Annotated in this window: 15 protein-coding genes; 9 read left to right on the top strand and 6 right to left on the bottom strand. The window is 39.7% G+C overall.

What is annotated here, in order from left to right:
• Positions 1–20 precede the first annotated feature (20 nt).
• The 6 genes from GM920_RS12485 to GM920_RS12460 all read left to right on the top strand — a co-directional run bounded on the left by GM920_RS12485 (position 21) and on the right by GM920_RS12460 (position 5,488).
• Entirely contained in the window at positions 21–566 is a 546-nt protein-coding gene (locus GM920_RS12485; RefSeq protein WP_182957684.1) for a 3'-5' exonuclease, read from the top strand.
• Positions 567–677: 111 nt separating this feature from the next.
• A complete protein-coding gene (locus GM920_RS12480) occupies positions 678–1,742 on the top strand; it encodes a sensor histidine kinase (RefSeq protein ID WP_182957681.1) in 1,065 nt (354 codons plus the stop codon).
• On the top strand, positions 1,735–2,427 hold the full coding sequence (locus tag GM920_RS12475) for a LytR/AlgR family response regulator transcription factor (protein ID WP_202986104.1): 693 nt from the start codon (positions 1,735–1,737) through the stop codon (positions 2,425–2,427). Before GM920_RS12480 ends, GM920_RS12475 begins: the two co-directional genes overlap by 8 nt.
• Before the next feature lie 19 nt (positions 2,428–2,446).
• Entirely contained in the window at positions 2,447–4,189 is a 1,743-nt protein-coding gene (locus tag GM920_RS12470) for a CocE/NonD family hydrolase (RefSeq protein ID WP_202986103.1), read from the top strand.
• 80 nt (positions 4,190–4,269) lie between these two features.
• Positions 4,270–5,157 (top strand): DUF3078 domain-containing protein, encoded by an 888-nt coding sequence (locus GM920_RS12465; RefSeq protein ID WP_182957679.1) that lies wholly within the window; start codon positions 4,270–4,272, stop codon positions 5,155–5,157.
• Position 5,158: 1 nt separating this feature from the next.
• Complete coding sequence (locus GM920_RS12460) at positions 5,159–5,488, top strand: DMT family transporter (RefSeq protein ID WP_182957676.1); 330 nt, start codon at positions 5,159–5,161, stop codon at positions 5,486–5,488.
• A gap of 75 nt (positions 5,489–5,563) precedes the next feature.
• Here GM920_RS12460 and GM920_RS12455 read toward each other — a convergent pair whose 3' ends face one another.
• A complete protein-coding gene (locus GM920_RS12455; protein WP_182957673.1) occupies positions 5,564–6,481 on the bottom strand; it encodes a LysR family transcriptional regulator in 918 nt (305 codons plus the stop codon).
• A 231-nt stretch (positions 6,482–6,712) separates the two neighbouring features.
• Here GM920_RS12455 and GM920_RS12450 point away from each other — a divergent pair, with 231 nt between their 5' ends.
• From GM920_RS12450 to GM920_RS12440, 3 genes are all read left to right on the top strand, one after another.
• Complete coding sequence (locus tag GM920_RS12450; protein WP_182957670.1) at positions 6,713–7,333, top strand: NAD(P)H-dependent oxidoreductase; 621 nt, start codon at positions 6,713–6,715, stop codon at positions 7,331–7,333.
• Positions 7,334–7,463: 130 nt separating this feature from the next.
• Entirely contained in the window at positions 7,464–8,354 is an 891-nt protein-coding gene (locus GM920_RS12445; RefSeq protein ID WP_182957667.1) for a pirin family protein, read from the top strand.
• Positions 8,355–8,410: 56 nt separating this feature from the next.
• Positions 8,411–8,692: a GNAT family N-acetyltransferase gene (locus GM920_RS12440; RefSeq protein WP_182957665.1), complete on the top strand. Its 282-nt coding sequence runs from the start codon at positions 8,411–8,413 to the stop codon at positions 8,690–8,692.
• 136 nt (positions 8,693–8,828) lie between these two features.
• Here GM920_RS12440 and GM920_RS12435 read toward each other — a convergent pair whose 3' ends face one another.
• From GM920_RS12435 to GM920_RS12415, 5 genes are all read right to left on the bottom strand, one after another.
• A complete protein-coding gene (locus GM920_RS12435) occupies positions 8,829–10,109 on the bottom strand; it encodes an acetyl-CoA hydrolase/transferase family protein (RefSeq protein ID WP_182957663.1) in 1,281 nt (426 codons plus the stop codon).
• A gap of 141 nt (positions 10,110–10,250) precedes the next feature.
• Positions 10,251–11,144 carry a sterol desaturase family protein gene (locus GM920_RS12430; RefSeq protein ID WP_182957661.1) on the bottom strand — a complete coding sequence of 298 codons (894 nt, stop codon included), beginning with the start codon at positions 11,142–11,144 and terminating at the stop codon, positions 10,251–10,253.
• Position 11,145: 1 nt separating this feature from the next.
• Positions 11,146–11,940 (bottom strand): DUF4249 domain-containing protein, encoded by a 795-nt coding sequence (locus GM920_RS12425; RefSeq protein WP_182957659.1) that lies wholly within the window; start codon positions 11,938–11,940, stop codon positions 11,146–11,148.
• 20 nt (positions 11,941–11,960) lie between these two features.
• On the bottom strand, positions 11,961–14,606 hold the full coding sequence (locus GM920_RS12420) for a TonB-dependent receptor (RefSeq protein ID WP_182957657.1): 2,646 nt from the start codon (positions 14,604–14,606) through the stop codon (positions 11,961–11,963).
• 107 nt (positions 14,607–14,713) lie between these two features.
• Positions 14,714–15,736 carry a FecR family protein gene (locus GM920_RS12415; protein WP_182957655.1) on the bottom strand — a complete coding sequence of 341 codons (1,023 nt, stop codon included), beginning with the start codon at positions 15,734–15,736 and terminating at the stop codon, positions 14,714–14,716.
• Positions 15,737–15,767 lie beyond the last annotated feature (31 nt).

Below are 15,767 nucleotides of genomic sequence, written 5' to 3'. Positions count from 1 at the left end.
TTAGATTAAATTTTTAAAGAATGGCAAATAAACTAGACAAAATAGTCATCGTAGATATCGAAGCAACTTGCTGGAATACAGGACAGCCCAAAGGAATGGAAAGTGACATTATTGAGGTTGGCGTATGCCTCCTGGATATTCGTACCGGTGAAATTTCTGAGAATAGGGGTATATTGGTTAGACCCGAAAGGTCTGAGATCAGTACGTTTTGTACTGAATTGACGACCATCAGCCTAGAGATGATTGAAAAAGATGGGATAGAATTTAAGGAAGCCTGCCGCATTTTAAAAGAGGAATACTTGTCTCAAGGCAGACCATGGGCGAGCTTTGGCGCATACGATCAGAAGCAATTTCAGAAGCAATGTACTGCGATGAGTATTGGCTATCCTTTTGGCCCTTCTCATATCAATGTAAAGACATTATTTGCGTTAAAAAAGAAACTATCCAATGAAAAGGGAATGTCAGCTGCATTGAGCCTGCTTAAGATTCCTCTGGAAGGAACCCATCACCGTGGTGTTGATGATGCCAATAATATCGCGAAAATACTAAACTGGATTTTGAATTAAGGATATATCCTTGGGGAGCTTGCTGCGTTCATCCCCAAAATCAAGCATTGCTGTACTTTGTCTTCTTTCTTGTGATTAGTTTTCGTTGATTTGTTTCAAATAGAAAAGATCTTGAAAACTAAAGCCCATTTATCACTTTACTGGAAATGTCAGCTTGCTGGCTGGACCATAGCATCTTTGTATTGGACGCTGCAAGGGTTTTTGACTGGTGGTTTCCGGATAAATCTGGCTCTGGTTCAATTGCTCTCGGACGTTCTGATTTATATTTTGATTACCCACCTGTATCGAAACTTCTCCTTAGCCCATCATTGGGAGGACCTGGATTTGAGAAGTCTGCTGATTCGTATCCTGCCAGCTGTACTAGTGATGGGAATCTTATATACTTTAATAACGATACTCAAACTTTATGGAATCAGGATACTTTTTCAATTAAACGCGCAACAAAGCATACAAGAATTTCTTAAACTAAATGGTCTTGGTATTTTTATGGCAGGGATTCGCTTAATGGCAATATGGTTGTTAGCCTATCACCTTTATCATTATGCAAAAAGAGCATTGCGTATGGCAACTGAAAAAGCAAAAATAGAATTGAGTTTAAAACAGACGCAACTGGATCACCTTCATATGCAACTCAACCCACATTTCCTGTTTAATTCTTTGAATACGATAAAATCTCTGATTTATACAAGTCCTAATTCCGCAGGAAGAGGAATTGATCTGCTGACTGAGCTTTTACGTGCCGGTCTTTATAAAGGGGAGACTTTGGTACTCCCTCTGGAAGAAGAGCTTTCCCTGGTCAAGGATTATTTGGAACTTGAGCAATTGAGGATGGGAGATCGGTTAACATTTAAAATAGCAAGCAATCGCTCATTTTCCAATATTCAGGTACCTAGGATGTGTATTCAGGGTTTGGTAGAAAATGCAGTGAAGCACGGGGTTGCGGTACAAAAGAACGGTGGATTTATTCAGGTTTTACTGACGAGATCTCCTGATTTCATGTGTATTGAAGTAATCAGTCCTGGAAGGCTATCGGGTAAAAACACTGAAAGTGGGATTGGCTTAAAAAATCTGGAGGAACGATTAAAAATCACCTATGCTGGAAATGCAAGTTTTGATCTTTATGAGCTGGAGGCAGGACAAGTGTGTGCAGTAGTAAAAATTCCGACTTATGAATAATATGATTAGAGCTATTATTATAGATGATGAGCGGGCAGCCAGGCTGGAATTGATTCGTATGCTCAAGGACTACCCACAGATCCGGGTTTTGGCAGAAGCCTCAAATGCTGATGAAGCTGAAGAGTTGATCGGTCTTTTGAAACCTGAGCTGATTTTTTTAGACATTCAGATGCCAGGACGGTCAGGATTTGAACTTTTGGAGGGACTTGACTTTGTGCCACTCGTGGTATTCGTTACTGCTTACGACCAGTATGCCTTGAAAGCTTTTGAAGTATCAGCGCTGGATTATTTGATGAAACCTATCCGGGTAGAGCGTTTTGAAAAAGCAATGAATCAGGTTGTTGAAAGGTGTTCAGGTGAATCAGAGCCAAGCATCTTTGTGAAAAATAAGGAGCGTCATTTCCTACTGAAATGGAGTACCGTTTACTTAATCGAATCTTTGGATAACTATGCCAGGCTATATTTCGGAAAAGAAGTAGTAATGATAAAGAGTTCCTTAAATAAATTAGAGGAGAAATTGGATGATAAACTTTTTTTTAGAGCCAATCGGAGTCAGATTGTCAATTTAAATGAAATAAAAACCATTATTCGGCAGGATAGTGGAATGTCAATAACCTTAAACAACGGAACGCTGGTACGTATTTCAGAACGACAGGCGGTGAAATTCAAGAACTTAAATCAGTAAAAATATAAATTTCATGATCATGAACCAGAAGAGAAAAACCTTTGGTATGGCCGCGCTATGCCTTTTATTTAGTCAGTTGGGTTTTGGACAATCCGCACTGACCTTACCTGATACACTGAACTATCACATCGCGGATAGCGTGATCATCAAAGCCCCCAATGGCATTACTTTATCCGCTGTTGTGGTTAGGAAAAAGGGAGCGCCACTGAAGCAACCAACTGCCTTAATGTATTTTATTTATTCAGACACTAAAAGAAGTCTTGCTGAGGCTAAATACTCAGCAGATCATGGGTATGTGGGCATTGTAGCAGATTCAAGAGGGAAGCGCCTCAGTCCAGACGATATGGTACCTTATGAAAAGGAGGTGGAAGATGTGAATGCGGTTATTAATTGGATTGTACAACAACCTTGGAGTGATGGGAGCGTAGGCATGTATGGAGGAAGTTATTCAGGTTTTGCGCAATGGGCAGCAACAAAAAACTTAAACCCCGCCTTAAAGACGATTGTTCCTTATGTAGCAGCGATTCCCGGACTCGGCCTTCCCATGGAAAATAATATTTTTTTATTGGCCAATTATCAGTGGGCATTTTATGTGACGAATAATAAATATACAGACAATGGCGTCAATGATGATGGAGCACGTTGGCGGAAAATGCGTAATAAATGGTGGCAATCAGGCCTGCCTTTTAACAAGGTAGACAGTTTGGATGGTACTGCGAATCCATGGTTTCAAAAGTGGTTGTTGCATCCGGATTATGATGCCTACTGGCAAGCGATGGTGCCCTTTAAGCAAGAGTTTTCAAAGATAAATATTCCGGTTTTGACAATTACAGGTTACTATGATGATGGTCAGGTTTCGGCACTTGAATATTTAACAGAGCATTACAAATATCTTCCTAATGCGGAACATTACCTGATTATTGGCCCATATGATCATTTTGGTGCACAACAGGGGGGGATCCCAAATTTAAAAGGTTATCAGGTGGATGATGTTGCTTTGATCAATACCCGGGAAATTACTTTTCAATGGATGGACTATATTTTAAAAGGTGGTCAGAAGCCCAAGCTTTTAAAGGATAAGATAAATTTCGAGGTGATGGGAGCCAACACCTGGAGGCACGTGCCTTCAATGGGAAAAATGGAATCTTCAAAAATCAGGTTTTATCTGGACAAAAGCGGGACTGAATATCGTTTGTCTGCTGTTAAACCAACCAAAAGCCATTTTATGGATCAATCTGTTGATCTTGCGGATAGGAATAGTACCAATAACGATTACTATCCTGATCCGATTATTAAAAATGAGCTAGACAGGAGTAATGGCTTGTTCTTTTTAAGCCAGCCATTTGACTCAGCGGTTTCGCTGAGTGGTAAGTTGGAAGGCGTATTAAAAGCAATCATCAATAAAGGAGATATGGATATTGGCCTGACTTTATATGAGCTGACTCCCGACGGTCAGTATTTTCAACTTTCCTATTTTTTAGGCAGAGCGAGTTATGCACATGATATGACGCAGCGGAAATTGTTGGTGCCTGGGAAGGAGGAAACCATCCCTTTTCATCGTTCCCGGGTATTTAGCAAACAGTTAAAAAAGGGAAGTCGTTTGTTGCTGGTGCTCAATATTGATAAAAATCCTTTTGCACAGATCAATTATGGAACAGGAAAAGAGGTAAGTCGGGAAAGTATTCTGGATGCGGGCCAGGCTTTAAAGATCAAGTGGTCTACGGGCAGCTTTATAGACCTTGGTATTTCCAGAATTAACTAGTAAACACCAATTGGTTTCAGGCACATTATTTGTGTTTTCTAGTTTAGTCTTTTAATACTCAACCCATTAAACTTACCATTATGAAAAGATTACTACTACTCATCCTTGTTTCAGGTTTCAGTTTATTCAGCTACGCGCAGGGGCCTGCCGCCGTAGATACTACTAAAAGGTGGACGATTCACGGAGAAAACACGTTTTTAATTAACCAGAGCTCCTTTAGCAATTGGGCAGGAGGAGGAGTGAATGCCTTCGCTGGTAATATCCTATTTAACTACGATTTCAATTATAAAAAGGACAAATTGAGTTGGGATAATAAAGTCATTCTTGGTTATGGCTTGAGTAAACAGCAGGATGTTGGGGTTCGAAAAAATGATGACAGGGTGATCCTGAATAGTTTGGTAGGATATAAAGCTGCCAGATACTGGATGTATACCTTTTATGCAAATTTTCAGACACAGTTTGCCAATGGCTATAATTATCCTGCTAGTGGAAGAACATTGATTTCAGCAGCTTTTGCGCCGGCATATTTAACATTTGGGCCTGGTTTTGCTTATAAACGTTCTGATAATTTCAGAGTTAACATTTCTCCGGCCGCGGTAAGAATTGTGATGGTCACCAATAAAGAGCTGTCGGATGCCGGGGCATTTGGAGTAGAACCGGGTAAGAAAAGTGATTTCCAATTTGGTGCTTCACTGGATGCTTATTATAAGATCAACCTTATGGAAAATATTGGTTTTGAGAATATTCTGAAATTATATTCGAATTATCTGGATAAACCTCAAAATGTGTACACAGATTATACCGCCAATCTATTTATGAAAGTAAACAAGTTTGTCACTGTGAATGCTGGTGCAGAATTTATCTATGATGATAAAACTAAAATTGCAAGGAATGATGGATCTGGAACAGCTCGTTCTGTATTGCAAATAAAACAGATCTTTGGGGCAGGTTTAACTTACAAATTTTAACATGAAGTTTCTTTATCTGTTCATTGCGATTATTGCGGAAGTATTTGCTACAAGTGCCTTGAAAGCCTCTGAGCAATTTTCCAAACCCATTCCTTCTATAATTGTGGTGGTTGGATATTTGGTTGCTTTTTATTTTCTGAGTTTAACGTTAAAGACCATCCCTGTGGGGATTGCCTATGCATTATGGTCGGGTGTGGGCATCGTTTTAGTTTCCGCAGCAGGTTATTTTCTTTATAAACAGACACTGGATTTACCTGCGCTTCTGGGAATTGGATTGATCATTCTTGGTGTGATTGTAATCAATGTTTTCTCGAAATCAGCAGCGCACTAGTCAATTGAATTTAGAAATGAGTTTAGCTTTTCAAAAACTGAACTCATTTCTTTTATAAATCAGCCTCTTGGCTCATTAAACTATTCCTTTGATCAATCCACCCATCTCTTTGATAAAGATCTCTTCGATCATTTTGATTTCTTGTGCATAGATGGTCTTTTTTCTCGTAGAAAAGTAAAGCGTATTTTCAATCACATCATTTCCTTCCCAGATCACTTTAATCTGACCACTATCTATCTCTTTTCTACATAAGAAGTCCGGAATGATGGCTACACCGTTTTGCCCACTGATACAGCGCACAATGGAGCTGAGGTTGGGCACGATGTAATTGGGTTTGAAGTCTGGGCGCTTATTGAAGTTCAAGTGCCAGAAGCGCCTTAAATGCTCCATGTCTGCAGTTGTGCCATACCAGGTTTGATGTTTAAGCCAGGCATGAATTTCATTCATGTCTCCTTTTTGCAGGAGTTCTTCAAAATTACCCGTGTCTGTCTGACTTCCTCCGACCAACACAATTTTTTCTTTTGAAAATGGTTGATAATTGATATTGTTTGCATCTCCTTTTTGTGGGGTAATGATTAAGTCGAGGATACCATTGTCCAGATCACTCAGCATTTCCGGGTAATCTCCGAATTTGATAATCACATTAAATGGGAGGCTGGGAAGATAGGATTCCAGGGTAAATTGAAAAGTTTCAAAGCACATTCCAATGCTGATGGTTGGCGTGTCTTTTTCAGTGCTCTTATGAAAATGGTGCTCAGCAGTTTCCAACTTGGTGATGGCATCAAGGATATAGTTGTAAAGCACTTTTCCTCTTTCCGTAGAGACCATTTTTCTGGAAGTTCTATCGAATAGTTTATAGCCTACATAGGCTTCCAGTGAATTGAGATGTAAACTTACGCCCGGCTGAGAAATGTATAAAACTTCTGCTGCACCAGTTAGCGTCCCTGTTTCATAGATCGCTTTAAATGTCCTGAACCACTCTAAATTTACCATTTGTGATGTATTAGAATTCTTAGTGTTGTATTATAATTATAATACAAAGGTATGATTTAAGTTATTTTAATTATACGAAAAAGCTGGTTAATTTTGTATCACTGAATTTTTATTCTTGCCATCGTTCAGCTAATAAGGTGTTTATTCTAAGATTGGCAAGAAGTTCAGACAATTGCTCAGGGATTAATTCCGGGTATTAATGAATTTAATCAGCGTTAAAAAAATATAAAAATGAAAGTATTTGTAATCAATGGTGGACAGGTTTTTGGTCATTCTGGTGGCCGTTTCAACGCAACAATTACTGAAGAAACGATCAGTTTTTTTCAGAATCAACCTGGCTTTGAAGTAAAAACAACAAATGTAAATGAGGATTATGATCCATTAGCAGAAGTAGAAAAGTACAACTGGGCCGATGTGGTGATCTATCATACCCCAATCTGGTGGTTTCAGGTTCCTCATGGATTAAAAAAATATATTGATGTGGTGTTTACTGCGGGGCACAACAAAGGGATTTATAAAAGTGACGGGCGTTCTGCTGAAAATCCAACGATTAATTATGGTACTGGTGGATTGTTAACCGGCAAAAAATATATGTTAACAACCTCCTGGAATGCACCAAAAGAAGCCTTTACAATCCCAGGAGAATTTTTCAACGAAAGAAGTGTAGATGATGGCCCATTATTTGGATTTCACCGCATGAATGCATTTACCGGGATGAAGCCATTGCCAGGGATTCATTTTCATGATGTAGAGAAAAATGCAGATCTGGAGACTGACCTTAAAAGGTATCGTACGCATTTAACTGAACACTTTAGTGTGCAGTTGGCAGAAGTTCAATTACAGGAAAACTAAGCGTTTTCATCCTGGAAATAAGGCTCTATTCCGTCATGGGATAGGGCTTTTCTTAGTGATAAGTTAAAATCTAATTAATTCTTTATTTGCCCCTCATTTAATGGTAACTTAGAATAAAAGAGAATCCCTTATGTCGAATATCAAATTGATAATTGAAGAGAGAGCCAGTAATATTGGCAATTTTATGGTTGGTAGGTTGTTGCCCTTCCGAGAAAAACGGATGGTAGGCCCATTTGCCTTCATTGATCACATGGGACCTGTTTGTTTAAATGACCATGAAAATCTTGACGTTCCTCCACATCCACATATTGGCCTTTCAACGCTGACCTATCTTTTTGAAGGGAGTATTATGCACAAAGATAGCTTGGGCAATGAAGTAGAAATCAAACCCGGACAGGTGAATTGGATGACTGCGGGAGCAGGAATTGTACATTCTGAACGGACGCCAGCCTATCTGCGTCATTCTGAAAAAATGTTGCATGGTTTGCAAATTTGGGTTGCTTTGCCTAAAGAAATAGAAAAGATGGCACCCGAGTTTTTTCATGTCGAATCTAACGATATTCCCTCTTGGGAAAGTGACGGTATTTCATTTAAACTGATTGCTGGGGCGGCTTTTGGAAAAGAATCTCCGGTACCTGTATATAGTCCGCTTTACTTTTTGGAATTGAAAACAAAGGAGCGTAAAACGGTTAAAATTGGAGATGATCTATTTGGCGAAAGTGGGCTGTATATTTTAGAAGGAGCTATAGAAAGTGAAGGCTATACTTATGAACCAAAACAGCTTTTGGTTGCTAAGGATAGTAAATTATGTGAATTTGTGATGCAGGAAAATACGACGGTTTACATTTTTGGTGGTACCGCTTTTCCGGAGGAGCGTTTCATTTATTGGAATTTTGTGGCTACGACTAAAGATATTATAGAGGAAGCGAAAACTAAATGGTTGGAACAGTCTTTCGATAATGTACCTGGTGAAGCCGACTTTGTTCCTTTACCAGAGCAAGGAAGAAGTATTAAAAATTAAACACGAGAAATCCTCATTTAAAGGGTCTTCATACTTGAACCAATAAATTTATTCTTATGAAAATTGAACATCTAAATGAAAATAAAGGTGGCTATTTTAAAGCTGTAAATGAGGGCAAGATCGCAGCAATGATGAATTATGCCTGGGCGGGGCCGGTAAAAATTGTCATAGAACACACAGAGGTGAAACCTGATTATTCCGGACAGGGTTTAGGGAAGGCCTTGGTTTTAGCGGCTGTTGATTATGCGCGGGAACAGAAAGTGAAAATTCTGCCGCTGTGTCCATTTGCTAAGAGTATTTTTAATAAAGATGATCGTTTAAATGATGTTCTTTTTTAAATAAAAACCCGGCAGTAATCCTCACATTACTGCCGGGAACAATCCATTAAATTGTTAGTACAAATTGGTCTGTTTAAGTATTGGAATAAAATACCTAACCTTAGGTATTTTATTCCAATACTTTATAAGATTCAAATTAATGGTTAAAACGATCATGGAAAGCGCGTTCCAATTCTTCTCTATGCATGGGATGAGCTAGATTGATTAGTGCTTTTGCCCTCTGTTTTAAGCTCATTCCAAAGAGGTTCACTTTTCCATATTCTGTGACAATCCAATGTACATGCCCCCTTGTGGTCACTACGCCGGCTCCTTCTTTTAAGAAAGGAACAATTCTTGAAACGCCTTTTGAGGTGACAGAAGGTAGGGCGATAATTGGTTTTCCTCCTTCAGAAAGAGAGGCTCCATGAATAAAATCCATTTGTCCACCAATACCGGAATATTGATAAGTACCCATAGAATCTGCACAAATTTGCCCGGTTAAATCCAGTTCGATAGCAGAATTGATTGCCGTTACTTTAGGGTTTTTTCTAATGATACTGGTATCATTTGCATAAGCAATATCCATTACGCGGATAATGGGATTATCATTTACAAAATTATATAGTTTTCTGGTACCAATCATAAAAGAGGTGATTGACTTTCCGCGGTTTATTTTCTTTTGGCTATTGTTGATGACCCCACTCTGAATTAATGGAATGACCCCATCGGAAAGCATTTCTGTATGTAAGCCCAAGTTTTTATGACCAGTTAGATTTTTTAATACCTGATCCGGAATGCCACCAATCCCCAATTGTAAGGTTGCGCCATCTTCTACTAAAGACGCAATGTGCGCACCAATGGTAATTGTTGCTTCACTCGTCTTTGCTGAATAATCTACTTCAGGTAATTCTTGTTCAAAATGAACCAAGGCATCTATTTGACTAATGTGGATGAATCCATCACCATGTGTCCTTGGCATCTTTGGATTGACCTGGGCAATGATGTGTTTTGCGGTATCTACCGCTGCTCTTGCAATGTCTACTGAAGTTCCCAGAGAACAATAACCATGGATATCAGGCGCTGATACTTGTACCAAAGCGACATCAATGGGTAAAAAACCTTCCTTAAATAATTTGGGGATCTGGCTCAGAAAAATAGGGATATAATCACCATGTATGCTATTGGCTACCGCTCTGGTATTTGCCGATACAAATAAGGAATTCACAAAGAAGCTGTCCCGGTAAGGACTTTGGTTAAAATCGATATCCCCAAGTGTGGTAATACTCGTGATCTCTACATTTTTTAGCTCTTGATATCTTTTTTGTAGGGTTTTTACCAAGTGAATTGGTGTGGCTGCGCTGCCGTGGATAAATACGCGATCACCTGATTTAATGAATTGTAATGCTTGTTCTGCGGTACTGTAGTTTGGGATATTCATAGATTTTGATCAGCTTTATAGGAATTTAGCGTTTAATTCTTTACCTAACAAAAAGATAAGGATTTTGTGCTAAATCTCTTGACTAATCAACAGAAAGCAGCTGATCAAAATCATTTGAATAATTGACCTTCGTCAAAAAAATTAAGATTGATTCCTAAGCTCTTTTTGAAGTACTTTAGAAGTTTTTCCGGTCCCATCATGGTTCCATCCTGGTGGATTAAACAGGTATTTCAGCTTGTTTTTCCAGCCTGGTGCCTTTTTTACATCATCAGACAGGGCAATCAGTTCATGAAAAATGATATTTACTGCACCATGGTCCTCGGGTTGGCTGGTTAATCCATAATGAATTTCCTCTTCTGGAAGTTCTTCCTGAAAAGTACCGAACCATCTGTCCCACAAAATGAGTACCATGCCCATATTCTTATCCAGATAACGGATATTGCTGGCATGGTGAACGCGGTGATGAGAAGGGGTCACAAAGATGTATTCAATCCATGGATGTAATTTTCCTATCGTTTGAGTGTGTACCAAATTGCCATAAATCTGAGTAATCAGATAGGCAAAAAGAATGTCAAAAGCATTGAAACCCATGAAAGCCAATGGCAAATAGAAGAATACGCGGTACAAAGGTTCAAATACCGTAGACCTGAATCCGGTAGTCAGATTGAAAAATTCTGAAGAATGGTGGGTCACATGCATTGCCCAAAATAAACGCACATAGTGTCCGGTGGTATGTAATAACCAATACAGTAAATCTTGTGCGAGGATCAATACAATCCAATATACCCAGACATTGGAAATTTCAAAAAGGCGGTAATGGTTATAGCAATAATCCAGTAAAAAGAAAGTAGCCGTCTTCATGCCGAGGTTTACTACAAAAGCGGCAACCATCAGGTAAACATTAGTCAAAGTATCACGTCCATGATACATTTTTTTATCATGGACGTAGCTAAAGTACATTTCTACTAAGGTAAGGATTACAACAAATCCAAAGAGAGTAACAATACTCAGATTTTTGTCTAATAACTCATTCATCTTACGGAATCACTAATGTTCTTTTCTGTGTGGTATGTGCACTAAAAAAGCCCAGTGCACCACCTTTTAAATTGCTCAGTGGATTGGCTGGGGCAGCTCCATTATCAGAGCCTTCTGCAGCAGATAAACTGAAGAGGTAAAGGTAAACAGAAGCATCAATACTGTGCATTTCTAGCGCTAATTTGTCTCCTTTTTTAAAATTCCTTGACAAATCATCAGTTTTATTCTGAAAAATAATTGGCGTGGTTACTTCCTGACCCGGAGTGAATTGGTCGTTCATCAAGCTGTAGTTTCTTTGTCTTTTATCATTGACAAACAGCTCAAACCAGTAAAAGTTTGTCTCGTTTGCAGGATCCTTATACTTCACATAAGTGATAGTCCTCAGGCTATCAAAATCTTTCGGTTTCAAGTAAAAGTCATCAAAAGGAACTAGCGTTGGCATCCTGCTGGAAGCGCTAAAAGTTTCACCCTCGACGCTTACAGTCAATTGATACGTTTGACCAGGAACACCTATTAAGGTAGCCAGTTTATACACCCCGGGACGATCTTCCAATAGCGTATAAGTATTGCCGTTGTTTTCTATTTTCACTGAAGCACCACTTAAGCCATTAAAGGGATTGCTGTCTTTGAAGTTTCTGGTTTTACTAAGTAAGACGGTGCAGCTACCAGGCTCATTGGTTATTGTACCTTCAATCACGTACTTTACTTCATTATCCGTGTATTTTAAATCGATTACCTTATCACAGGAACCTAATAATACAGGTATTAATAATAACAAATAGGATATGTTTTTCATGTAGTTAATCTTTTGGGAGTTTAAAATTTGAAATCGTAAGACATGGAAGGAACGAACCTGAAGAGGCTGGTCATTACAGCTTCCGTCGAATTGGGATTCTTTTCATTTTCTCGGAACGCGATTCTATAAGCATTTGATCGCCCATATGCATTGTATAAGCTAAAGCTTAGCTCTGAAGAGAAATTCTTTCTTTTCTTCAAGATGTGCGTAGCACCTAAATCCAAACGGTGATAAGCTGGCATACGATCTGCATTTCTCGCGGAGTAATAAAAATAACTCTCCCCAAGCAGGGTGTACTTCCCATTTGGGAAAGTCACCGCATTACCAGTCGCAAAAACCCAGTTCGCAGATAAAGACCATTTTTTGCTCAACTCATATAAGGCTACAAAGGAGATATCATGAGTTCGGTCTTGTCGGGTATTGTACCATTGGTTGTTGTTGATGCCATCAACTTGTCTTTCTGATTTGGAAAGGGTATAGGCCAACCAACCGGTTAGTCTTCCTGTTTTCTTTTTCAATAGCCACTCTACTCCGTAAGCACGTCCCTTACCAAAAAGCAATTGTGTTTCTATAGGTTTGTTGGTATATATATCGGCCCCATTTCGGTAATCGATCTGGTTTTTTAGATCTTTGTAATAGGTTTCTACGGTAAGCTCATAACGGTCTCCGGCCAGGTTTTTATAATAACCTAAGGACAGCTGATCACTAAGTTCTGGTTTAATAATATTGGTGCTAGCTGTCCAACGGTCTACCGGCGAAGCAGAATTGGAGTTGGAAATCAGGTGTAAGTTTTGTGAATTACGTACGTAGGACGCTTTTATAGCAGCGGACTCACTGAGTTGAACGGATGCAGCAACTCTTGGTTCCAGATTGACATAGGTTTTTACCACCTCAGCCCTTTTATAGGTCGTTTCTCCAATCACCTGGCCAGCATTATTTAGCTCATAATAGGTGCCCCTACCCAGGATGCTAAATGCCGATAAGCGTAATCCGTAAGTCAGGCTGAAGCCTTCAGTTACCTTCCAGGTATTACTCGCGTAAATGGCGTTGTCCAGGGAGTATCGGTTTTCAAGATCCTGCGAAACCAGACCAGAATTACCTTCTGCCCTTACTTCTCCAGGTTTGATGGTATGGTAGATGGAATTTAGACCAAAGCTCAGGGTATTTTTATCGTTGATATACCACTGCAGGTCTTCTTTAAAATTAAAATCTCTGATTTGAGAGAATAAAGACAAGGAGCTTTCTTCTTCATCTGAAGTGATTTTGTAATTATAGTTACTGAAAATCAGGGAAGTGTTGGAGAATAGTTTGCTGCTAAAGAGGTGATTCCAGCGAAGTGTTGCGGTTGCATTCCCCCAGTTGATCCCGGCTAGTTTGTCCGCAGACAATACATCTCTACCAAAATAACCAGATATATAAAGTCGGTCTTTATCACCCAGAATGTAATTGGCTTTGGCATTTACATCGTAAAAATAGAGGCTACTGTTTCGAATGGTCGAATCTTTTGATAATTTTAAGAAAGCATCGAGATAGGTTCTCCGGGCAGAAATCAGGAAAGAGGATTTTTCTTTTTGTATTGGACCTTCTACATTTAACCGGGCAGCAATCATCCCTACGCCACCACTTACGCCGAATTTTTGAAGATTTCCATCGTTCATTTTTACATCCATCACTGAAGAAAGTCCGCCGCCATATTGCGCAGGCATCCCACTTTTATAAAGTGTTACGTTTTTGATGGCGTCTGAGTTGAAAGTAGAAAAGAAACCCAGGAGGTGGGAGGCGCCATAAACCGGGGCTTCGTCCAGGAGGATCATGTTCTGGTCTGCGCTTCCTCCGCGGACAAAAAAGCCTCCAGAACCTTCTCCTGAGGACTTTACACCCGGTAGAAGCTGCAAAGTTTTGATCACATCACGCTCCCCCAATACCATAGGGATATTTTTCGTTTCCTTGAGGTTAATGCGCTCCATGCCCATCTGTGGGTTATCTATACTTCTTTTTGTTGGGCTAGAGGTAATGCTCACTGTTTCCAGTTCATTTGCATCTTCTTCTAAAGCGAAGTTCAAGCGTATTGGGCCATTCAGGGCGACTGTTTTGATGAGGCTGCGGAAACCAATTGCAGAGACCTCTACTTGTTGTTTTCCTTGGGGTAAGGAGATCGTGTAAAAACCATATTCATTACTGATGGTTGCAACCTTGGTTCCTACCCAGCGTACCGTAGCTGCGATCAGTGTTTCTCCGGTTTTAGAAGAAGAGATTGTGCCACTTAGGCTGTATTTTTCTATGTTTTTCCCCGGATTTGCCGCCGGATCGGCTACCGGCTTTTTTGCTTTCGTCGGGTCATATTGCAGGTGAATTTCCTGGTCCAGGACATTGAATTTAAAAGGCTGACCTGAAAGTGCCGTACTCAGTACTTCATTTAAGGTTTTATTTTTTGCATCGACGGAAACTTTTATGGTGCTATTAGCGACCTGCTCATTATAAGTGAATTTTACCTGAGCTAGCTTACTGATCCTATCTAGCGCGGTTTTTATAGGTTCTTCTTTTAGATTGATGGTCAGACGCTTCTCCAATGGTGTTTGTGCATGGGTTGTTAATTGCATCAGGAGTACAAATAGTAACATTAAGGCGATAACAGCCAGGAACCTTTTAGGTCCGTATTTTTTCATAACTTTATATTAAATATTGATTTTATCTGCCCATAAGTTCTCAAGGCTCGGGCATTTTTAAATTGATTTAGGTATTTGTCCGGTTTTCTTTGATGGAAGCCGGACATTTATTTTTTGATTACATACTGCCCTCCATTTTTTTCCCAACTAACTTCCATCACAGTACAAAGTTTTTGTAGGGTTTGTGTGATTGCGGTGTTCATATTCAAATGACCATAAAAGCGGTGGTTTTGCAGCTCCGGAGAAAGGCTGATTTGCAGTTGGTATTGCATCTCCAGATCTTCAATTACTTCCGATAACAGTGCTCCCTTATAGTCGAAAAGCCCTAAACGTCTGTCCAGAAAATCTTGGGCATCCGGGAAATTTATAGTGCTGATGGTTTCCTGTTTTTTATCGACAGATACGCGCTGATTGGCAGTAATGATAGCTTCTTTGGCTTTTCCTTGCCCATCCAGCGATACCGCAACTTTTCCACTAAGCAGGGTAATCTGGACATCTTCCTCATTAGGATAGGCAGATAAGCTGAAACTTGTACCTAAAACCCGGGTGCTTACTTTTCCTGATTTGATGATAAAAGGTTGGTTGGCATCATGAGCCACTTCAAAAAAAGCTTCTCCTTCCAGGTTTACCAAACGGTTATTGCCATCAAAACTAGCTGGGTAGGTTAATTTACTATGTGGACTTAGCCATACTTTTGTGCCATCTGGAAGTTGGAATTGCCTGCGATCATGGGTAACGCTTGCGATTTCCATTTTTGACCCTTGTGGGATATTGCTCCAAAATTCAGTGCGGTAGAAGTAAATGGTACAAAGCAGAAGTAGTATGGCTGCAATAGCCCCAACATACCTGAGCATTGGATATAGTTTTTGCGGAGGGATATTTGAGCGATTAACATTTGGACTTGGAATTGTTGTGCGTTGCTTTTGATTTTCTTTCGGGAGAAAATAAGGCAGCAATCCATTTTCCGGCACCAGAGGGGTTTGATCCCAGGTGACCGACAACAGTTGAACGAGGTTTTCCTCCTCCTTTCCCTTATTGATAAGGTTAAAGAAACGATTCAACTCTTCCGCTGTACAGCGGTTGTTCAAATACAATTGATATAGATGGGTTAGTTCTTCTTTTTCTTCCATGACTACTTACCATACAACTGTAATGTTAGGT

The organism is Pedobacter gandavensis (assembly GCF_014172405.1).
Classification (GTDB): Bacteria; Bacteroidota; Bacteroidia; order Sphingobacteriales; family Sphingobacteriaceae; genus Pedobacter; species Pedobacter gandavensis.
This window is presented reverse-complemented; position numbering and strand designations above follow the sequence as displayed.